This window comes from Variovorax endophyticus (assembly GCF_025376855.1).
GTDB lineage: Bacteria > Pseudomonadota > Gammaproteobacteria > Burkholderiales > Burkholderiaceae_C > Variovorax.
In genome coordinates this window covers 21,484-42,612 of record NZ_JAHUTH010000007.1, presented here as the reverse complement: position 1 = coordinate 42,612, position 21,129 = coordinate 21,484, and the positions used below count along the sequence as shown (strand labels likewise).

The window sequence follows — 21,129 nt, the reverse complement described above, 5'->3', positions numbered from 1 at the left end:
GCGCCCGCCAGGCGCGAGCGGCTATCGATAACCCTGAGAAAGTGACGCCATGGAGACAACCGACGAACCCTTGCTGCGCGCGCTCCCGCCGCGCGCGCAGCAACCGCTGCACGACTACCTGCGCGCCCATGCGCGCGAGCGCGGCGGGCATCCGGCCTGCCACTGGTACGGCCATGCGATGAGCTGGCGCGAACTGGACCGCGCGAGCGATGCCTTCGCCGCGCGGCTGCAGGCCCTGGGCGTGCGCAAGGGCGAGCCGGTGGTGCTGTTCCTCAACAACTGCCCGCAGTACCTGGCGGCGCACTTCGGCATCCAGAAGATCGGTGCCATCGTCTGCCCCAGCGGCCCGCTCAACAAGGAGCACGAGCTCGCCTACCAGGTCGACGACCTGAAGGCGCGCGTGATCGTCGCGGCCGCGCCGCTGCTGCCGGTGGTCGAGAAGGTGAAGTCCGGCAGCGCGCTCGAACACGTGTTCGTCGTGCACTACGCCGACCTCTTGCCCAAGACGCCCGAGACGCCCGCGCTCGACCTGCCGGCCGAACTCGCCGCAGAGCGCAACACCGAACGCACGGTGCCCGCGGGCTGCGAGGACTTCCTCGCCGTCATGAACGCCGATGCGAAGCCGCAGCCGGTGGCGATCGCCATGGACGACGTCGCGCTCATGACCTACACCTCTGGCACCACCGGCCTGCCCAAGGGCGCGATGCTCAGCTACGGCAACGCGCTGTTCAAGACCCGCGCCGCGGCCGACTGCAACGGTGTCGGGCCCGACGACGTGCTGCTGTCGATCGCGCCGCTGTATCACATCGCCGGCATGCTGATGGGCGTCAACGTGCCGGTGCTCACGGGCGCGGCCTCGGTGCTGCTGCACCGCTTCGATCCGCGCGCGGCGCTGCAGGCCATCGCGCGCCACCGTGTGAGCTGGTGGTACAGCATCGCGCCGATGAACGTGGCCTGCATGCAGCTGCCCGACATCGCGGGCTTCGACCTCGCGAGCCTGCGCATGAACCCGGTCACCAGCTTCGGCATCGCCTTCACCGAGCCGCTGGCCGCGCAGTGGCGTTCGCATGCGCCGAACTGCACCTCCTTCGAGGCCGCCTACGGCCTGAGCGAAACCCACACCTGCGACACCTACACGCCGCGCCATGCGCCGCGCTGGGGCACGCAGGGCGTGGCGGTGCCGGGCGTGACGATCCGCATCGTCGACACGGACACGCAGGCCGACATGCCCACCGGCGAGGTCGGCGAGATCGTGCTGACCAGCCCGGGCTCGTTCAAGGGCTACTGGAACAAGCCCGAGGCCACGGCCGCCACGCTGCGCGACGGCTGGGTGCACACGGGCGACATGGGCAAGCTCGACGCCGACGGCTACCTCAGCTTCATCGGCCGCTTCAAGGAGATGATCAAGGTCTCGGGCTACAGCGTGTTCCCCGAGGAGGTCGAGACCATCCTGATCAAGCATCCCTCGGTGGCGCAGGCCGCGGTGGTCGCGCAGCCCGATCCCGAGAAGGGCGAGGTGGTCAAGGCCTTCGTGGTGCGCAAGCCCGGCGCCGAGGTCGCGGCCGAGGCACTGATCGCCTGGTCGCGCGAAAACATGGCGAGCTACAAGGCGCCGCGCTTCGTGAGCTTCATCGATGCATTGCCCACCACCGGCGCCGGCAAGGTGCTGCGCCGGCTGCTCAAAGACAAGAACTGAAAGACCCCGCGTGTTTTCCAAAGTCCTGATTGCCAACCGCGGCGAGATCGCCGTGCGCCTGGTGCGCGCCCTGCGCGACCTCGGCATCGCCAGCGTGGCCGTGCATGCGCGCGACGACGCCTCGGCCCTCCACGTGCAGCTGGCCGACGTGGCGCTCGCGCTCGACGCGACCGGACCCGCGGCCTACCTCGACATCGGCGCGCTGGTCGCGGCCGCGAAGGCGCAGGGCTGCGACGCGGTGCATCCGGGCTATGGCTTCCTCAGCGAGCGCGCCGACTTCGCGCGGGCCTGCGCCGATGCGGGGCTGGTGTTCATCGGGCCCACGCCCGAACAGCTCGCCCTGTTCGGCGACAAGGCGCGCGCGCGCGAACTGGCCACGCGCTGCGAGGTGCCCGTGATGCCCGGCAGCGCGGGCGCGGTGACGCTCGCGCAGGCGCAGGCCTTCTTCGCCGAGCAGCAGGCGCAGGGCGCGGGCGTGATGGTCAAGGCCATCGGCGGCGGCGGCGGGCGCGGCATGCGCGCGGTGCTCGAGGCCGGCGAGCTGGCCGAGGCGCATGCGCGCTGCATGTCGGAAGCGCGCGCGGCCTTCGGCATCGAGGGCGTGTACGTCGAGCGGCTGATGCGCGATGCGCGCCACATCGAGGTGCAGGTGCTCGGCGACGGCCAGGCCGTGGCCAGTCTCGGCGAGCGCGAGTGCACCCTGCAGCGGCGCTTCCAGAAGCTGGTGGAGATCGCGCCCAGTCCCTCGCTGCCCGAGGCGCTGCGCGCGCAGCTCACGCAGGCCGCGCTGCGCATGGCGCGGGCCGTGGGCTATCGCGGACTCGGCACCTTCGAGTTCCTGGTCGACGCGGCCTCGGCCACGCTGCCCTATGTCTTCATCGAGGCCAATCCGCGGCTGCAGGTCGAGCACACGGTGACCGAGGCCGTGACCGGGCTCGACCTGGTGCAGCTGCAGATCGCGGTGGCGGCCGGTGAGTCGCTGGCCGCGCTCGGCATCGAGGCCGACCGCACCGCGGCGCAGCGCGGCTTCGCGCTGCAGTGGCGCATCAATGCCGAGACCCTCGATGCGCAGGGCCAGGCGCGGCCCTCGGGCGGCACGCTCGCGCGCTTCGAGCTGCCCGCCGGGCCCGGCGTGCGCGTCGACACGCACGGCTATGCGGGCCTGGCGCCCTCGCCGCACTACGACACGCTGCTGGCCAAGCTGATCGTGCATGCGCCCTCGGCGCGTTTCGCCGATGCGCTGCGCCGCTCGCTGCGCGCGCTTGACGAGTGCCGCATCGAGGGCATCGTCACCAACCTGCCGCTGCTGCGCGCGATCGCCGCGCGGCCCGAGTTCGCGACCCAGGCCGTGCACACGCGCTTCGTCGAGGCGCATCTGGGCGATCTGCTGGCGGCCGCTGCGTCGCTCGAGAAGCGCGCGAAGGAGATGGTGCCGGTCGTCGCGCAGGCGGCGGCCCCGGCGATCGATGAAGCCGACGATGGCTTGACGGTGAAGGCCCCGATGCCCGCGAAGCTGGTGCAGTTCGAGGTCGCGGTCGGCGACGTGCTGCCCGCGGGCGCGCAGCTCGGCGTGCTCGAGGCGATGAAGATGGAGCACCTGCTGCATGCGCCCACCGCGGGCCGCGTGGTGGCGCTGCTGGCCGCGCCGGGCGACTTCCTGGTCGAGGGCCAGTCGCTGCTGCGGCTGGAGGCGGTGGACGCGCAGGCCGTGGACACCGAGGCGCGCGCCGAACACGACCTCGACGCGATCCGGCCCGATCTGAAGAAGGTGATCGACCGCCATGCGTTCACGCTCGACGAGAACCGCCGGGCGGCCGTCGACAAACGCCATGCGCAGGGCGGACGCACCGCGCGCGAGAACATCGCCGACCTCTGCGACAGCGCGTCCGATCCCGGCAACTTCATCGAGTACGGCGCGCTCGCCATCGCGGCGCAGACGCGCCGCCGCACGCTCGAGGATCTGGTCGCCAACACGCCGGCCGACGGCATGGTGACCGGCATCGGCAGCATCAACGCGAGGCAGTTCGGCCCCGAGAAGTCGCGCTGCGCCGTGCTGGCCTACGACTACACGGTGCTGGCCGGCACGCAGGGCATGCGCAACCACCACAAGACCGACCGGCTGCTCGCGGTGGCGCACCAGCTGCGGCTGCCGGTGGTGCTGTTCGCCGAGGGCGGCGGCGGCCGGCCCGGCGACACCGACATGCCGATCGTGGCGGGCCTCAACAACCACACCTTCAGCCAGTTCGCCGCGCTCTCGGGCAAGGTGCCGGTGGTCGGCATCGTGCATGGCCGCTGCTTCGCGGGCAACGCGGCGCTGCTGGGCTGTGCCGACGTGATCATCGCCACGAAGGGCAGCAACATCGGCATGAGCGGCCCCGCGATGATCGAGGGCGGCGGCCTCGGCAGCTTCGCGCCCGAGCAGATCGGGCCGAGCAGCGTGCAGTCGCGCAACGGCGTGATCGACATCCTGGTGGAGGACGAGGCCGCGGCGGTCGCGGCCGCGAAGCAGTACCTGTCGTACTTCCAGGGCCCGGTCGCCGACTGGCAGTGCGCCGACCCGCGCGCCTTGCGCCACGTGGTGCCCGAGAACCGGCTGCGCGTGTACGACGTGCGCGCCGCGATGCGCGGCGTGGCCGACACCGGCTCGCTGCTCGAGCTGCGCGCGGGCTTCGGCGCGGGCATCGTGACGGCGCTCGCGCGCATCGAAGGCAGGCCCGTCGGGCTGATGGCCAACAACCCGCACCACCTGGGCGGCGCGATCGACGTGGAGGCGGCCGACAAGTCGGCGCGCTTCATGCAGCTGTGCAATGCGCATGGCCTGCCGATCGTCTCGCTGTGCGACACGCCGGGCTTCATGGTCGGCCCCGAGATCGAGGCACAGGCGCAGGTGCGCCATGTCTGCCGCATGTTCATGGTGGCCTCGCACCTGCGCGTGCCCTTCTTCGCGGTGGTGCTGCGCAAGGGCTACGGCCTGGGCGCGCAGGCGATGACGGCCGGCGGCTTCGACGCGCCGGTGTTCACCGTGGCCTGGCCCACGGGCGAGTTCGGCGCGATGGGGCTCGAGGGCGCGGTGCGGCTGGGCTTCCGCAAGGAGCTGGCCGCGGCGGCCGAAGGGGCCGAGCGCGACGCGCTGTTCAAGCAGCTGGTGGCGCAGCAGTACGAGAACGGCGAAGCGATCCACATGGCGCAGACGCTGGAGATCGACGCCGTGATCGATCCCGCGCAGACGCGCGACTGGCTGGTGCGCGGGCTGGCCTCGGCCGCCGGGCGGCGCGAGGAGGCGGTCGCGCCCTACGTCGACACCTGGTAACCCGCGCGCAGACCTTGTCACGCGCAGTGACAAGGCGGCTCCGTACACTCTGGCGCTTTCGCCCGAGGAGCATGACGCTGGTTTCACATGGATTCGCCGGGATCGGCGCCAGGCTTGCGGCGGGCACGCTGTGCCTGGCGCTGCTCGCCACCGCCGCCTGCGCGGCGCCGTCGGGGGATGCCCCGGCATCTTCCGCCTCCGCGCCGGCCTCGCATTCGCCGGTGGCGGCCGACCACTGGGTCGGCAGCTGGGCCTCGGCGCCGCTGGACTTCCGCCAGATCTCGCCGCTGGGCACGCCGCCGCCGGTCGCGCCCGACGACCGCGCCTTCCCCGGCCTCACCTTGCGCCAGCAGCTGCAGCCCAGCGTGGGCGGCGAGCGGCTGCGCGTGCGTTTCTCCAACCGCTTCGGCACGGCGCCGCTGGGCGTGACGGCCGCGAGCGTGGCGCGCGGCACGGGTGGCGGCGCGATCTCTCCGTCCTCGCTGCGCGCGCTGCGCTTCGACGGCCGACCGGGCATCGTCATCGCGCCCGGCGCCGAGGCCTGGAGCGACGGCGTCGACTTCGCGGTCGAGGCCGGGCAGACGCTGGTGGTCAGCAGCTACTACGAGCGCTCCACGCCGCTGTCGACGGTGCACCTGCAGCCGAGCAACGCCACCTGGATGTCGAACGGCAACGCGGTGGCGGCGGCGCGGCTGCCCGAGGTGCAGCGGGTGCCGGTCAACGCCTTCGTGACGGGCGTGGACGTCTGGGCCCCGCGCGCGATCCGCACCGTGGTGGCCTTCGGCGATTCGATCACCGCGGGCGGGCTCGACGGCGAGGGCGGCGGCAATTCGTACCCGCAGCAGCTCGCGACGCTGCTGCGCAAGGGACCGGGTTCGGCGCGCGAGGTGGCGGTGCTCAACGTCGGCATCGGCGGCAACCGGCTGCTGTACGGCGGCGCGGGCCGCAGCGGCCTCGCGCGCTTCGGCGACGACGTGCTGGGCCAGAGCGGCGTCACGCACGTGATCGTGCTGATGGGCACCAACGACATCGGCCGCACCGCCTTCATCGGGCTGCCGGGGCAGGCCGTGCCGGCCGGCGAGATCCCCACGCCCGAGCAGCTCGAGGCCGGGCTGCAGCAGCTCGTGCGGCAGGCGCGCGAGCGCGGGCTCAAGGTGCTGCTGGGCACCATCCCGCCGTTCAAGGGTTCGTCGTACTGGAACGAGCACACCGAGGCGCTGCGCGGCGCGGTCAATCGCTGGATCCGTGGCCGCCAGGACGTGGACGCGGTGGCCGACTTCGATGCCGCGCTGCGCGATCCCGCGCAGCCGCTGGCGCTGCTGCCGGCCTACGACAGCGGCGACCACCTGCATCCCAACGCCGCGGGCTTCACGGCCATGGCCGGCGCGGTCGATCTGCAGGAATTGCGGGAATAGGCCTACGCGCGTCGGCCGCCGCCTGCAGGCGGCGCGCCGGGCGGCGCGTCACAGCTCTACACAAGATTTCGCGTGGCGCTTACAGGCGGTTCACAAGGCACCGGCAGCATGAAGGCTCCTCCAACAACTCATGGAGCCTAGCCATGAAGAAACTCGCAGCCATCGCTTTTTCCGTTGCCGCCACCTCGCTGTTCTCGGTGGGCGCGCTCACGCTGCCGACGGCCGCCCAGGCGCAGCCGGTGGTGACCATCCAGGTGCCGCCGCCGCCGCCGCGCTACGAGCGCGTGCCGCCGCCGCGCCGCGGCTATGTCTGGGCCCCGGGCCACTACGAGTGGCGTGGCGGCCGCCATGTGTGGATCGGCGGCGTCTGGGTGCGCGCCCGCCCGGGCTATGCCTACCGCGCGCCCGAATGGCGCCAGGACGGCGGCCGCTGGGTCTACAGCTCGGGTCGCTGGGACCGCGACGGCGACGGCGTGCCGAACCGCTACGACCGCCGGCCGAACAATCCGAATCGCAACTGACGCGGCCGGCACGAAAAAGCCCCCCGGGGCGGCCTGCATGGGCCGCGCCGGGGGCTTTTGCTTTCGGGTTGGCGCCCGCTCAGCGGAACACGACGGTGCGATGCCCGTTGAGCAGCACGCGGTGCTCGCTGTGCCACTTCACCGCGCGCGCCAGCACCTGGCTCTCGGTGTCGCGGCCGCGGGCCGTGAGGTCCTCGACGGTGTCGGTGTGGTCGGCGCGCGCCACGTCCTGCTCGATGATCGGGCCCTCGTCGAGGTCGGCCGTCACGTAGTGGGCGGTGGCGCCGATCAGCTTCACGCCGCGGTCGTGCGCCTGGTAGTAGGGCTTGGCGCCCTTGAAGCTCGGCAGGAACGAGTGGTGGATGTTGATCGCGCGGCCGGCCAGGCTCTGGCACAGGTCGTTGCTGAGGATCTGCATGTAGCGCGCCAGCACCACGAGCTCGGCGCCCTCGGCCTCGATGATCTCGAGCTGCTTCGCCTCGGCCTGCGCCTTGGTCGAGGCCGTCACCGGGATGTGGTGGAAGGGCACGTTGTAGCTGGCGGCCAGCTGGTAGAAGTCGCGGTGGTTCGAGACGATCGCGCGCACGTCGATGGCCAGGAGGCCGCTCTTCCAGCGGAACAGCAGGTCGTTGAGGCAGTGGCCTTCCTTGCTGACCAGGATCACCGTCTTCATCGGCTGGGCGGCGGCCTGCAGCTGCAGGGTCATGCCGAAGCCCTGGGCGAAGGCGGCGAGCTGCTCGCGCAGCGCGGCCTCGCCGTGCTCGGCGCAGGCGAAGCGCACGCGCATGAAGAACAGGCCCGTGTCGTGGTCGTTGTACTGGGCGGCCTCTTCGATGTTGCCGCCGCGCTCCAGCAGGAAGCCCGAGACGGCATGCACGATGCCCGTGCGGTCCGGGCAGGAGAGGGTGAGGATGTAGGCAGGGGTGGTGGTCATGGTCAGGGGCGTGATTGTCGCAGGGGTGCCAGAATGCCGTTCTCCCCGTCCGCCACGTCCCTTTTTCCCGGGGCGCCGGCCGTTCGGCGACGGGGCCTTCCACATCCCGACGAGACACACAGGAGCACGCGCATGGCCTACCAGGACTTCAACATGGACAACCAGTGGTTGCCCTTCACCCCGAACCGCCACTTCAAGAAGGACCCGCGGGTCTTCGTGGCGGCCGACGGGATGGAGTTCACCACCCACGACGGCCGCAAGGTGATCGACGGCATCTCGTCGCTGTGGTGCGTGGGCGCGGGCCACAACCGCAAGCCGATCAACGAGGCGATCAAGCAGCAGCTCGACACGCTCGACTACGCCACCGCCTTCCAGATCAGCAACGACAAGGCCTTCCGCGCGGCCGAGATGATCGCCGCGCTGGCCCCCGGCGACCTCAACAAGGTGCTGTTCTGCAACTCCGGCAGCGAGGCCGCCGACACCTCGATGAAGGTGGCGCTGGCCTACCACCGCGCACGCGGCGAGGGCCACCGCAACGTCTTCATCGGCCGCGAGCGCGGCTACCACGGCGTGGGCTTCGGCGGCATGTCGGTGGGCGGCATCCCGGGCAACCGCAAGGTGTTCGGCTCGGCCTTCCTGCCGCGCGTGGACCACATGCGCTTCATCCACGACCCGGTCAACAACGCCTACATCCACAACCAGGAACCGGTGTGGGCCGAGGACCCGCTGGTCGAGCTCGAGACCCGCATCCTGCCGCTGCACGACCCGAGCAACGTGGCCGCGATCATCGTCGAGCCGGTGGCCGGTTCGGCCGGCTGGTACCTGCCGCCGCAGGGCTACCTCAAGCGCCTGCGCGAGATCTGCGACAAGCACGGCATCCTGCTGATCTTCGACGAGGTCATCACGGGCTTCGGCCGCATGGGCACCAACTTCGCGTCGGACTACTTCGGCGTGGTGCCCGACATGCTGAACTTCGCCAAGTGCGTGACCAACGGCGTGATCCCGCTGGGCGGCGTGATCTGCCGCGACAAGCTCTACGACGCGATGATGAAGACCGACGCGCCCGAGCACGTGGTCGAGTTCTTCCACGGCTACACCTACTCGGGCCACCCGGTGGCCTGCGCGGCGGCGATCGCCACGCTCGAGCTGTTCGAGAAGGAAAGCCTGTTCCCGCGCGCCGGCGAGATGGGCAAGCTCCTGGGCGACGCCTTCCACGGCACCTTCAAGGGCCTGCCCAACGTGATCGGCATCCGCAGCCTCGGCCTGGCCGCGGCGGTCGAGCTGGCGCCGATCGCGGGCGCGCCGGGCAAGCGCGCCTACGACGTGTTCCTCGACTGCTTCCACAAGGGTTCGCTGGTGCGGCCCGCGGGCGACGTGCTGGTGATCGCGCCGCCGTACATCGTCGAGAAGTCGCACATCGACACGCTGGTGAACACGCTGGCGGATTCGATCAAGGCGCACGCCTGATCCTGGTCTTTCCCGCGGCCCGCAACGGGCCGCGGACGCACCCCCGCCACGGGGGCGCGCCCCCCGATCGGCACCCTGCGAGGTGCACAAAATCGGGGCGACCGCACTGTCCGGCCATCCAGTGCTCACCACTGGTTTGTACTCATAGGTACTACTGGTTTCCGGAATAGCCAGCCTGGTGGCCCGATCCATAGCATTCTCTTTACAAAGAAGTAGCACTTTTCGTTTAAGTGTTCTTCCTCCTGAAAGGAGAGCTGCCATGCCTCGTGCAATCCGTGCCGCCGGGTCCCGGTGTCCCGATCTCCGCCGTGGTGCGCGCTGGGCCGCCACGGTGCACGTGGGCCTGATGGTGGCGCTGCTGCTGGTGGCGGCGCCGCGCGCGCAGGCCAACAACGTCGGCGAGAACGCCGCCTGGCAGTTCCAGACCAGCACCGACAAGGTCAACCAGGCCGCGGTGCAGGACATGGTCCGCAAGCAGAAGAGCGGCTACTACGCGGCGCCGGTCTACAACACCACGGTCGGCCGCCAGTACAACTGCAACGTCTCGGCGACCTCGACCGGCAACGACGGCAACAACAGCACGGTCGCCAACTCGCCCGCGAATGCCGGTGCGCGCTCGGGCGCCACGGGCAACGACAGCAACAGCGCGGTCGGCACGCTCGGCGCCGCGGTGGTGGGCACCAACCAGGCCAATGCGGGCACAGTGGGCTCGGCGGTCGTCGGCGGCACCAGCACGCAGGTGCAGGGCGCGGCCTGGCAGGCGCTGAACTCGGCCCAGGGCAACACCGGTGCGCAGACGGCGGGCGTGAGCGGCAGCGCCGCCTGCGCCTTCGGCGTGCTCAACTGAACGGGGGCGCCATGCAGCACATCTCGCCCCACGCCCGCCGGGCGGTCTTTCTCGCGGGCCCTCTCGCCGGCGTGCTGGTGCTGGCCGGCTGCGTCTCGGCGCCGCAGCAGCGCTTCGCGCCCAACGAGGCGCCGGTGGTGCTCGGCCCCTCGGTGCGCGACAACGTCACGCCGATGGAACCGGTGCTGGCCTGCTTCGCCGACCACATCGCGGCCACGCGCCGGCCCGAGGTGGTGATCGGCGTGGGCGACGTGAAGGACTACACCGGCAAGTACAGCATCAACGAAGGCAACGCGATCACGCAGGGCGGCGCGCTGATGGTCTATTCGGCCCTCGGCAAGCTCGGCGGCGCGGTGCGCATCGCCGAGCGCTTCGACCCGGTGATCGCCGAGCGAGAACTGGCCTACGCCGACCGGCGCCAGCTCGGCGACGGCCGCACGCACCAGCTCGGCGGCGGGCCGGGCGGCGGCGCGCAGGTGGTGCCGTGGATGCCGTACTTCGGCGGCACGATCAACAAGTCCGATTACTTCATCGTGGGCGGCATCACCGAGCTCAACTACAACATCAACTCGGGCGGCGCCGAGGTGGCGGTGAACCAGGTCGGCGTGAAGGCGCGCACCTTCACCCAGTCGGTGGGCGTGGACCTGCGCATCGTCGACACGCGCTCGCTGATGGTGGTGCGCACCGTGAGCCTCACCAAGCAGTTCAACGGCTACGAGGTCGGGCTCAACGTGTTCCGCTTCTTCGGCAGCCGGCTCTACGACGTCGACATCGGCGCGAAGGGCCAGGAGCCGGTGCAGATGGGCGTGCGCGCCGCGCTCGAGGAAGGCGTGGTGCGGCTCATGGCCGCGGTCACGCAGGTCGACCACCGGCCCTGCATGACCCTGCGCCCCGGTGGCGGCGAGCAGATCCCGCTGGTGCCGGCCGAGCAGCTGCGCAAGGTGCAGAACCCGGCCGACGCGAGCACCGGTGCCGGCGCCGCGCCGCCGGTGGTGCAGGCGAGCCCCGGCGTGGCCGTCAACGCCGCGGGCTCGGGCGGCGCGCGGCTGACCGGCGCCGCGCTGCAGGTGGCCTTCGACTTCGGCGCCACCACGCTCGGCGGCAGCGCGCTGGCGCAGATCGACCAGGTGGCGGCGGCCGCGAAGAAGGGCGCCACCGACATCGTGCTGGTGGCGCGCGACACCGAGAACTGGGACGCGCGCAAGCGCGACGAGCTCACCGACCAGCGCATCGCCGCCGTGACCTCGGCACTGGCCAACCGCGGCATCGCGCCGGGCGCGATCACGGTGCTGTGGCGGCCCGACGCGGCCGACACCTCGATCCACCGCGACGGGCCCGGGCTGCAGGAGGTCGCGAAGCTGCGCGTGGGTGCCGCGGTGGTGGGCGGTTTGCAGGCGCCGGCGCCGGCGGCCGCATCCGCCGCGCCCGCGCCGAGCGCCGCTTCCTCCGCACCGGCGACCAGCGCGACCGGCGCGCCGGCACCCGCCACCGGCGGCGACCGCGCCGCCGCACCGTCGGCCGCGCAGGCCGAGCCCACCGCGGCCTCCGAAACCGTCGAGAGCCGCGCGGCCACGGCCGCGGCCAACCCCGACCCCGCCGCCGGCCCGGGCCGCGGCAGCTGATCCATCCGCGAACCGTCCCGGCGCGTCCCGTGCAGCGGGCCCGCGCGGGGGCGCTCGCGCCCGCCGTTTTCTTCCTGGCCTTCCTTCTTCTTCCTTTCCGTCCGTTCGTTCATCCGTTTTCCGTCGTCCACATCGCCATCCCACCCGAGGAGTCACTCCATGAAAGCACGCAAGATCCGCAGCCGGGGCGCACGCCAGCCCGCCATCCGCCTCAACCGCATTGGTTCCGCCGTCGCGGCGGCCCTGCTCGCCGCCGGTGCCGCGCAGGCTGCCGACACCTCGGTCGATGCGGCCCTCAACGGCTCGGTGGCCGGCACGCCGATGGTCAATTCGCAGCCCACCAACAGCGGCGCGGTGAGCGCGGGCATCACCGGCGCCACCGGCGGCACCATCGTCACGGGCACGCCCTCGAATCCCAATCCGGTCGCGGCCGCCACCAGCGGCAACCTGATCGGCGCGAGCGCCACCGGCAACGCCTTCGCCAATGCGATCCAGCCGCTGTCGAGCACGCCGCCGGCCACGCCGGTGGACAACGCGGCCTCGCTGGGCGTGGCGAACAACAGCGGCGCGATCACCAGCGGCGTCGCCAGCAGCAAGCTCGCGGTCGAGCTCAACAACTTCCAGAGCGGCAGCGCGAGCGCCACCGACAACACGATCTCGGCCTCCAGCACCATCAACCAGGGCAGCTCGCTCGTGACCGGCAGCGCGATGGCCGGCGCGACCGGCATCACGGGCAGCGCGGCGCTGAGCTTCCCCGGTGGCGCCCCGCTGTTCGACGCCCAGGGCAACCTGGTCGTGACCTCGCTGCAGCGCGGCGTCGGCGGCCCCTCGGGCGCGGCGCTGGCCGGCAACATGATCGACCTGATGCTGACCTCCAGCGGCGCGAACACCGTGACCGCGGCGGCAGCGCTCGATCGCAACACGCTGTCGGCCACGCTCAAGGGCAACAGCGCCAGCAGCGCGGCCGAGGTCCAGGCCGGCGGCGCGCCGAGCTTCGCGGGCGCGGCCGTGGTGTCGAACCTGCAGGTCAACGGCGACGGCATCCTCGCCGCGGTCAAGCACGTGGCCGACAACAGCGGCTCCACCGTGCTGGGCCTGGTCAACGGCCTGGGCGGCGGCGCGGTCAACACGCTGCAGGGCTCGCTGTCGGTGCAGGGCAACGCGATCTCGAGCGCGGCCACCGGTAACGAGGCGCTCTCGGCCACCGCCGGCACGGCCGGCAACCGCGTGGTGGTCGGCGCCGGCGTGTCGGTCGCGGGCACGGGCACCGCGGGCATCAACAACAGCGTGCACGGCGGCGTGGCCGTCACGAGCAAGCTCGACGCCGATCTCGCGGTGCTCAACAGCCAGGGCAACCTGCGCACCGAGCTGGTCGCGCAGACGGTGAGCGGCCAGGTGCTCGCCGGGGTGCAATCGCTCGACAAGGGCGGCCTCGCGCTCAAGGACAACGCGGTCGGCGCGGCGGCGACCGGCAACATCGCCTCGAGCGCGATCGTGCCCGGCGCGGGCGCGGCCTCGTTCGCGGGCACCGCGGGCATTTCGAACCAGCAGTCCAACTCGGAATCGGCGGTGACGGCCCGGATCGGCACCACGCCAGCGGACGGCGCGGTGATCGCGGCCCAGACCGGCGACGGCGTGACCGGCCTGACCAATGCCAGCACGGTCGCGGTCTCGGGCAATACCGCGGCCGCCACCGCGCGCGGCAACCAGGCCGACCAGCGCCTCGCGCTCGAGGCCAACACCATGACGCTGGGCGGCGGCAGCGACAGTGTCGCGCTCACCGGCGGCACCAGCGCCGACGGGCGCGTGTCGGCAAGCGGCCCGGCCACCCTCACCAACCTGCAGGGCAACTACAACAACAGCACGACCACCGCGCTGAACCAGGGCTCGAAGATCTGGCTCACCGCGAACTCGCTCGGCGGCGTGACCGACAGCGCGCTCTCGCTGACCGGCAATCGCCAGGAGGCGGTGGCGGTGGGCAGCGGCGCGACCAGCGACCTCTCGCTCAAGGGCAACGCGGTCGGCACCGGCGCCGGCATCGCCAGCGTGCAGATGAACGACGGCAGCTCCTCGACCGGCGCGCTGCTCAACGTCGCCGAAGCGCGCATCGCGGTCGGCTCCGACCTCGTGCGCGGCTCGGCCGCGCTGACCGACAACCTGCAGCGCGGCATCGCCTACGGCAACTCCGTGACCAACACGCTGGGCGTCGCGGGCGGCGACCTCGCGGTCACGGCCGGCAAGGACCCGGCCTCGGTCGTCAACGTGAACGTCGCGAACAACCTGCCGTTCGACAACACGCTGGCGACGCAGCCGGCCGTGAACGCCTCCTACGGCATCCTCAGCAGCCAGTCGGTGCAGTCCACCGTCGGCGCCACCGCGGTCGGCGTGAACGCCTTCGCGGTCACGGTCGCCGGTGCGAACGGCGTCGACGCGGGCAGCGTGGCGAACGACCGCAACGTCTTCGTGGCGGCCGCCTACGGCAACGACGGCGCCAACGCGCTCAAGCTCGGCGCCAACAACATCGACGCTGGCGGCGGCTACGCGGCCGTGGCCAACGTGACCAACCTGCAGTCGGTGGCGGGCGCCTCGACCAAGATCGAGGCCAGCGCGGTCGGCGGCAACGCGGTGCGCACCATCGTCAGCGGCGGCTTGTCGGATGCATCGGTGTCGAGCAGCGGCAACCTGACCGAGGCGCTGGCCTACGGCAGCCGGGCCACCGGCAACACCGTGCAGGTGAGCGCGACCGGCATCGACACCGCGGGCCCCGTGATCCCGGGCGCCACGGTCGCCGGCGGCGCGATGACCACCGAGGCCTCGTTCAGCGTGCAGAACGGCCAGTCGGGCCAGGGCTCGGTGCTGGCCACGCGCAGCGGCGGCCCCGAGGTGCTGGTGCAGGTGGCGCAGGTCGCGGGCTCGGTCGGCGGCTCGAAGATCGACGCCGACAACAACGCCACCGTCGCCGCGGCCACGAGCAACAGCGCGGCCAACGGCGTGAGCGTGGACGCGCTCGGCATCGCCACCACCACCGCGGTGCAGAACCTGCAGTTCAGCAGCGCCAAGGTCGCCTCGGTCATCGGCCAGGAAGGCGCCCCGCTGGCCCTGCAGGGCGGCGTGCAGGTGCAGCTGGGCGGCAAGGGCGTGACCGACTCCCAGCTCTCGGTCGACGGCAACACGCTGCACGGCTCGGCCACCGGCAATGCCGCGGCCAACAGCATCGCGGTCAAGGGCAACGACATCGCCGCGGCCAGCCTGCTGCCGGTGGCCGGAGCGGCCAACACCACGATCCTGAGCGGCGCGATCGCCGACCACTCGCTGTCGAACGCGCAGCTCGCGATCGGCACGGCGCCGATCTCCTCCAAGGCCGCGGGCGCCTTCGGCATCTCGACCGCGGCGGGCATGCTGGTGGCGGACACCACGCTCAGCGTCTCGAACAACGACCAGAGCGCGAAGGCGGTGGCCAACACCGCGGCCAACGACCTCTCGCTGCAGGCCGCGAACGTCTCGGGACGCAGCGCGCTGCAGTCGGGCCAGGCCAGCATCGCGCCGGTGGAGGCGCGCTCCTTCGCGCAGGCCTACGCGCCCGGCTCGGTGAGCGACTCCTCGGTGCGCATCGCGGGCAACGCGAACACCGCGCTGGCCGTGTCCAACGACGCCACCAGCCGCATTGCGATCGCGGCCGACACCACCCCCGCCGGCGCGCCACTGCCGACCATCGTGCTGCAGGCCGCGCTGCCGGGCGACGGCGGCGTGGTCTCCGACCATGCGCTGATGAACCGCCAGTCGGCCGTGGGCGGCGCCAGCGCGCGCGCCGACACCGCGATCTACAACGCCGATCGCGCCGTGCCCGCCGCGGCGGGCGTGACCGACAGCGCGATCGCGATGACCGGCAACCAGACCCAGGCCGAGGCCGCGGGCAACCGCGCGGGCAATGCCGTCTCGCTGGCCGGCGGCACGGCGCAGGGCGCGAAGACCGGCCTGCTGAACGCGCAGGACAGCATCGGCGCGGTGGCCGCGACGGCCGCCAACGTCACGCAGCTCACGCTGACCGGCACCAATGCCTTGACCCGCAGCGCCGCCACGCTCGAGGGCAACGCCACCGGCAGCGCGGCCACCGGCAACTCGGCGACCAACAGCATCGCGGTCAAGGGCGGCAGCGTCGCCACCGGCGACCCGGCCACGGCGCAGGCCGCGGGCGGGCCGGGCCTGGGCGTGGCGATCACGGCCGACCATGGGCTGGGCAACGCGCAACTTGGCGTGGGCCCGGTGTCGGCGGTCGCGACCGGCAGCATCGGCGTCGACAGCACGGGCACGGCCACGGTGCAGGCCTCGACGATCAGCGTGTCCGACAACCGCCAGAGCGCGCGCGCGGTCACCAACACCGCGACCAATTCGCTCAGCCTCGAAGGCGCGGCCGTCGATGCGCGCGGCGCGATCCAGTCCACGCAGTCCGCGCAGGCGTCGGTGTCGGCCAGCTCGAGCGCCGAACTGTTCGCGCCGGTCGCGTCCACGGATTCGTCGGTGCGCTTCTCGGGCAACACCAACACCGCGCTGGGCGTGATGAACGACGCCACCAACACGCTCGAGGTGTCCGCGGCCAACATCAAGCCCGCGGCCGCCACCGGCAGCGTCTCGCTTGCCGAGACCGGCGGACCGGCCAACGTGGTGGCGACCGGCGACCAGCTGGTGTCGAACCGCCAGACCGCGGCGACCAGCGTGACCAGCACCGCGAGCACCGCGATCTACAACGACGACGGCGCGGTGGCCGGCACCGCCGGGCTGTCGAGCGGGGCGGCGACGGTGTCGAACAACAGCACCCTGGCCGAGGCCTCGGCGAACCGCGCCGCCAACAGCGCGACCGTGACCGGCGATGCCACCCAGGGCGCGAGCGTGGGCGTGTCGAACGTGCAGACCAGCAGCGCGACAGTGAGCGCGAGCGCCACCACCGCCGCGGGCATCACGCTCGCGGGCGCGGTGCCGCTGAACGCGGGCAGCATCGCGCTCAACGGCAACACCACCTCGGCGCTGGCGCGCGGCAACGCGGCCACCAACGTGGTCGACTCGAGCGCGGGCAGCGGCTACGGGGGCGCGGCCTCGACCGGCAGCGCGACGCTGACGGCCTCGCCGCTGGCGCTCAACGTCGGCGCCAGCGCGGGCGTGCTCAACAGCCAGGTGAACACGGGCGCGGTCAGCGCGACGAGCAGCGGCGTGAGCTACCAGGTGGCACTGAACGCGACCGGCCCGGGCACGCTCAACGGCAGCATCGGCGTCACCGGCAACTCGCTGGCGGCGCAGGCCTACGGCAACAGCGCCACCAACCGCGTGACGCAGACCGCGCTGAACACGGGCACGCCGAGCGCGGCGGTCGGCAGCTACCAGGTCAACAGCGGCGCGGTGACGGCCACGGTGACCGCCGTGAACTTCGGCGCCGGCGTGACTTCGACGGGCGCGGTGGGCAGCAGCACGCTGCGCACCACGGGCAACCAGGTCACGGCCTCGGCCACCGGCAACTCGGCGACCTCGTCGATCCTGGCGCGCTGAAGCGGGGGGCGGGCCCGCGGGCCCGTCGCGCGAAGAAAGACGAAGGCCGCGGCCGGACGCACGTCCCGCCGCGGCCTTCGCACGTCCGGACCGGTCAGGACTTCTTCGCCGGGCCCATCGACTTGCGGAGCTCCGCGCAGTAGTCCTTCTCGGGCAGCGGCGCGGTGCGCCAGGTGCGGTCGTAGCCGACCGACGTCGCCGCGGCATCGGCGGGCGCGGCGAGCAGGCGCACGGTCTTGAACGAGACCTCGTCGGGCAGGTGCTGCGCCACGCCGAGCTGGCGGTCGACATGGCCCGCGCCCGCGATCAGCAGCACGGTGCGGCCCGGCTGGCGCGCCTTGACGATGGCCTGGGCCATGGCGCGGTCGCGGCCGACCTGGATCCGGGTCATCGGCACGATCTGCGATTCGGGCAGCAGCTTGCAGTGACCCTCGCGCACGGCGTCCTGCTGCGCGGTGTAGGCCTCGCCGTTGAGCTGCACGTCGAGCGAAACGTCGGCCATCGCGTCCTTCATGCGCGCGCGCGGCAGGTTGGCGCCGACCACCGGCACGCCGGCGCGCACCGCGGCCATCACGGCCGGACCGTAGTCGGCCCAGGGCCAGGCCTTGTCGTTCCAGCTCAGCGCGGTGCGCACCTGGGCCTCGGTGGCCGCGGCCGGCAGGTGCGCGGTGCCGCTGCCTTCCTCGGCCATCTCGAGCGCCAGCGCCGCGAGCCGGCCGCGCGCGGCCAGCGCCTCGACCGTCTCGCGCTCGATCGCATGGTGCTCGGGGGCATCGTGCTGCTCGCCGAGCAGCAGGGCGTCGGTGGGCAGCAGGGCCTCGACGCGGCGGGCGATGGGGGCGTCGGGCGCCTCGGCGCCGCCGGGCCAGCCCGCGCAGCCGGCGATGAGGGTGCTGCCCAGAAGAGCAAGCAGGAGGACGGAGACGGGCCGGTGCGCGAAAGACATCGCGCCATACTACGCAACGGCGCCGCGCGCGCTGCCGTCCTTTGCCCCTACCGCCTGTCCGTCCGTTCCGCGTGTCCCTTTCCTTCCCGGTCCGCGTGCTGGCCACGCTGCTGCTCGCCTTCGTGGCGGCCCAGATCTGCCTCGCGCTCCATACCCCGCTGCCCTGGATGATCGGCCCGCTGCTCGCGGTGTCGCTGGCCTCGATCGCGGGCGCGCCCACGGCCAGCCACGTGCCGTTGCGCAACGCCGGGCAGTGGACCATCGGCACCGCGCTGGGCCTGTACTTCACGCCGCACGTGGTCGCGCTGGTGGCCAGCGTCTGGTGGGCGATCGTGCTCGCGATCGCCTGGGCGCTGTTGCTGGGCTGGGGCTTCGGGCGCTGGCTCTACGGCCTGCATGCGCCGCGCATGCCCCAGGTGCCGGAGCGCTCCATGAGAGCCACGACTTACTTCGCGGGCGCGATCGGCGGTGCCTCGGAGATGACGCTGCTGGCCGAGGCCCAGGGCGCGCGCACCGACCTCGTCGCCGCGGCCCACAGCCTGCGCGTGCTGATCGTGACGGTGACGATCCCGTTCGCGATGCAGTGGAGCGGGCTGCACGGCCTGGAGATCAACCCGCCGAGCGCGCGCGAGGTGAACCCCGGCGGCCTCGCGCTACTGGCGGTGGCCACGGGCGCGGGCGGCTTGGCGATGCGCGCGCTGGGCCGCACCAACCCGTGGTTCATGGGCGCGCTGCTGGTCGCGATGGCTTTCACCGTCGCCGGGTTGTCGCTGTCGGCGGTGCCGGGCTGGATGTCGAATGCCGCCCAATTGGTGATCGCCGTCAGCCTGGGCGTGCGCTTCAGCCGCGAGTTCCTGCACACCGCGCCGCGCTGGCTGGGCTCGGTCACGGTGGGCACGCTGGCCATGCTCGTGGTGTGCGCCGGCGTGGCCTGGCTGCTGGCCTGGGCCACCGGGCTGCATCCGGCCACCATGATCCTCGGCACCTCGCCGGGCGGCATCGCCGAGATGTCGATCACGGCCAAGGTGCTGCAGCTCGGGGTGCCGGTGGTGACGGCGTTCCAGGTCTGCCGGCTGGTGGCCGTTTTGCTGCTTGTGGGGCCGATGTTCCAGTGGATCTACCGGTAAGGCCCAAAGAAAAAGCGCCCCGCGGGGCGCTTCGTTATTGGCACGGAGCTCGGCTCAGTGCACCAGAAGCGGCGTCTGTGCCAGTTCGGCATAGCCCTCGAGCGTGTCCTCCACCTCTTCCTGGGTCGGCGTGTTGAGCTGCCAGGCCGCGATCTGCTGGCGGAACAGCTCGGCCCAGGAACCGTCGAGGTAGAGCTCCTTGCCGGAACGCTTGTCGACGATCTCGAAGCCGTGGCGCTCGAGCACCGGCACGTTGGGTTCGGCAGGAACCTCGCCTTCGTTCGGCTGCACGTGCACGACGACGAAGGAATCCGAGTCGTAAAGCATGTTCATGGCGGGGCCTGTGAGGATGTCGAGGGCGTTCATGAGGGTTACATAGCAATCAACGCGCCAGTTTCAAGATGGGTTGTCGTGTTGCCATTAAAACGTTTGGATGCCTGGTTTTTCGCATCAACCGGGGGGCGTGGCGGGTAGGGGTTTGCGCAATTGGGCGTCGGCGAAGTCGCCGTTCGGCTCGGTCTGGCGGATCCGCACCGGCAGGTAGCCATAGGCCGGAGCCAGCCAGAGCTCGACTTTCCGGTCGAAAGGCTTGCGTGGATCGCGCGTGAGCTTGCGCGCCAGGTACTCGCCGGCCGGCAGGTTCAGTTTCTCCTCGTCGCCGACCACGAACACCCAGACGTCGGCATCGCGCGCGCCCACGGTCTGGATCGCGATCCGGGTGCCGGCCGGGTAGCGCTCGGGGCTGGCCGCCAGCAGGCCGCCGAGCTGCATCATGACGCTCATGCGGTCCTGCGCGCCGGGCTGCAGCGGCACGGGCGGCGCGTTGTTGCTGAACACCACCTCGCCGCGGTCGCGCGCGAAATGCGAGGCCACCTCGGCCTTGCGGCTCTCGGAATAGCGCTCGGGCTCCAGCCCCGAGGGGCCGATCACCCCAGTGCTGCGCCAGTTCAGCAAGGTGAAGAAGACGGCCTTGAGCGTCAGCCGGCCGTCGTAGCGGGTGCCGTCCTGCAGCCACACCAGCTCGCCGAACACGCCGCGCTGCGGCGAGGCGCCGATCTGGCCCGTGGCCTCGAAATCGAGCGTGACCGAGCCCGGGATGCGCAGCGACTGGGTGCCGGCCATCGTGGCGGGCGCTTCGCCGGCGCCGGTGGCGGGCGCGCTGCCCGGTGTGGCGGGTGGGGTGGCGGCCGCGCTGGCGGGCGGCTCGGGCGCGGGTGCTGCTCCTGAATCGGGAGCAGCCTGCGCCACCAGGTCGGGTGTTTCGGGATCCTTGGCCGCAGTGGCCTCGGGCGCGGGATCGGGCGAGGGCGCGGCCGCCGCAGGGACCGGATCGGGCTTCGGACGCGGCGCGTGCACCGCGCGCGGCCGCAGCGGCCGGGTCGGCGCGGGCGGGGCCGTCGCGGCGGGCGGCGGCGCCGCCGCGGGCGTTTCGGCCACCGGCGGCGCGATCACGATGGTGCGCGTGCTGAACTTGGTGATCGGCGACGCGGGCTCGGCCCCGAGCCCGGCCGGCGCGAGGCCCAGCAGCGCCATGTGCGCGAGCGCCACCAGCAGCGTCAGCAGCGCCAGCGCCCGCCACGAGGGCCGCCAGGGCGCCGGGGAGGAGGGTGGGGGAGCGACGGTCGTCGGCATGGAAGGTGGAGTGGGCGCCGCCACCGAGGTTCATCGGGGCCACCTCGGTACACTGCCGCCCGTCCAACCAGTTT

At 72.2% G+C, this 21,129-nt stretch carries 13 protein-coding genes; 9 read left to right on the top strand and 4 right to left on the bottom strand.

What is annotated here, in order from left to right:
• The first annotated feature begins 49 nt into the window (after window positions 1-49).
• The 4 genes from KV106_RS10935 (at window position 50) to KV106_RS10920 (ending at window position 6,942) form a co-directional block, all read left to right on the top strand.
• Window positions 50-1,696 carry an AMP-binding protein gene (locus tag KV106_RS10935; RefSeq protein ID WP_261210184.1) on the top strand — a complete coding sequence of 549 codons (1,647 nt, stop codon included), beginning with the start codon at window positions 50-52 and terminating at the stop codon, window positions 1,694-1,696.
• A gap of 10 nt (window positions 1,697-1,706) precedes the next feature.
• Entirely contained in the window at window positions 1,707-5,006 is a 3,300-nt protein-coding gene (locus KV106_RS10930) for a carboxyl transferase domain-containing protein (RefSeq protein ID WP_261210182.1), read from the top strand.
• A gap of 71 nt (window positions 5,007-5,077) precedes the next feature.
• Window positions 5,078-6,421: an SGNH/GDSL hydrolase family protein gene (locus tag KV106_RS10925; protein WP_057594446.1), complete on the top strand. Its 1,344-nt coding sequence runs from the start codon at window positions 5,078-5,080 to the stop codon at window positions 6,419-6,421.
• 143 nt (window positions 6,422-6,564) lie between these two features.
• Window positions 6,565-6,942, top strand: coding sequence for a YXWGXW repeat-containing protein (locus KV106_RS10920; protein ID WP_057594447.1), 378 nt, complete (start codon window positions 6,565-6,567; stop codon window positions 6,940-6,942).
• Window positions 6,943-7,021: 79 nt separating this feature from the next.
• On the opposite strand, the gene purU is transcribed toward KV106_RS10920, so the two are convergent.
• Window positions 7,022-7,876, bottom strand: a complete 855-nt coding sequence (gene purU, locus KV106_RS10915; RefSeq protein WP_261210177.1) for a formyltetrahydrofolate deformylase — start codon at window positions 7,874-7,876, stop codon at window positions 7,022-7,024.
• 132 nt (window positions 7,877-8,008) lie between these two features.
• On the opposite strand from purU, the gene aptA reads away from it, so the two are divergent.
• From aptA to KV106_RS10895, 4 genes are all read left to right on the top strand, one after another.
• Window positions 8,009-9,343 carry an omega-aminotransferase AptA gene (gene aptA / locus KV106_RS10910; protein ID WP_057594449.1) on the top strand — a complete coding sequence of 445 codons (1,335 nt, stop codon included), beginning with the start codon at window positions 8,009-8,011 and terminating at the stop codon, window positions 9,341-9,343.
• Window positions 9,344-9,602: 259 nt separating this feature from the next.
• Window positions 9,603-10,190 (top strand): hypothetical protein, encoded by a 588-nt coding sequence (locus tag KV106_RS10905; RefSeq protein ID WP_261210174.1) that lies wholly within the window; start codon window positions 9,603-9,605, stop codon window positions 10,188-10,190.
• An 11-nt stretch (window positions 10,191-10,201) separates the two neighbouring features.
• Window positions 10,202-11,812, top strand: coding sequence for a CsgG/HfaB family protein (locus KV106_RS10900; protein ID WP_261210172.1), 1,611 nt, complete (start codon window positions 10,202-10,204; stop codon window positions 11,810-11,812).
• 159 nt (window positions 11,813-11,971) lie between these two features.
• Window positions 11,972-17,350 carry a beta strand repeat-containing protein gene (locus tag KV106_RS10895; protein WP_261210170.1) on the top strand — a complete coding sequence of 1,793 codons (5,379 nt, stop codon included), beginning with the start codon at window positions 11,972-11,974 and terminating at the stop codon, window positions 17,348-17,350.
• 94 nt (window positions 17,351-17,444) lie between these two features.
• Here the strand turns inward: KV106_RS10895 and KV106_RS10890 are convergent, their stop codons facing one another.
• Window positions 17,445-18,296: a ChaN family lipoprotein gene (locus KV106_RS10890; RefSeq protein WP_261210168.1), complete on the bottom strand. Its 852-nt coding sequence runs from the start codon at window positions 18,294-18,296 to the stop codon at window positions 17,445-17,447.
• Window positions 18,297-18,367: 71 nt separating this feature from the next.
• On the opposite strand from KV106_RS10890, the gene KV106_RS10885 reads away from it, so the two are divergent.
• A complete protein-coding gene (locus KV106_RS10885) occupies window positions 18,368-19,423 on the top strand; it encodes an AbrB family transcriptional regulator (RefSeq protein WP_261210166.1) in 1,056 nt (351 codons plus the stop codon).
• 54 nt (window positions 19,424-19,477) lie between these two features.
• On the opposite strand, the gene KV106_RS10880 is transcribed toward KV106_RS10885, so the two are convergent.
• Window positions 19,478-19,756 carry a BTH_I0359 family protein gene (locus KV106_RS10880; protein ID WP_057597632.1) on the bottom strand — a complete coding sequence of 93 codons (279 nt, stop codon included), beginning with the start codon at window positions 19,754-19,756 and terminating at the stop codon, window positions 19,478-19,480.
• Between the two features lie 117 nt (window positions 19,757-19,873).
• On the bottom strand, window positions 19,874-21,055 hold the full coding sequence (locus KV106_RS10875) for a DUF3108 domain-containing protein (RefSeq protein ID WP_261210164.1): 1,182 nt from the start codon (window positions 21,053-21,055) through the stop codon (window positions 19,874-19,876).
• Window positions 21,056-21,129 lie beyond the last annotated feature (74 nt).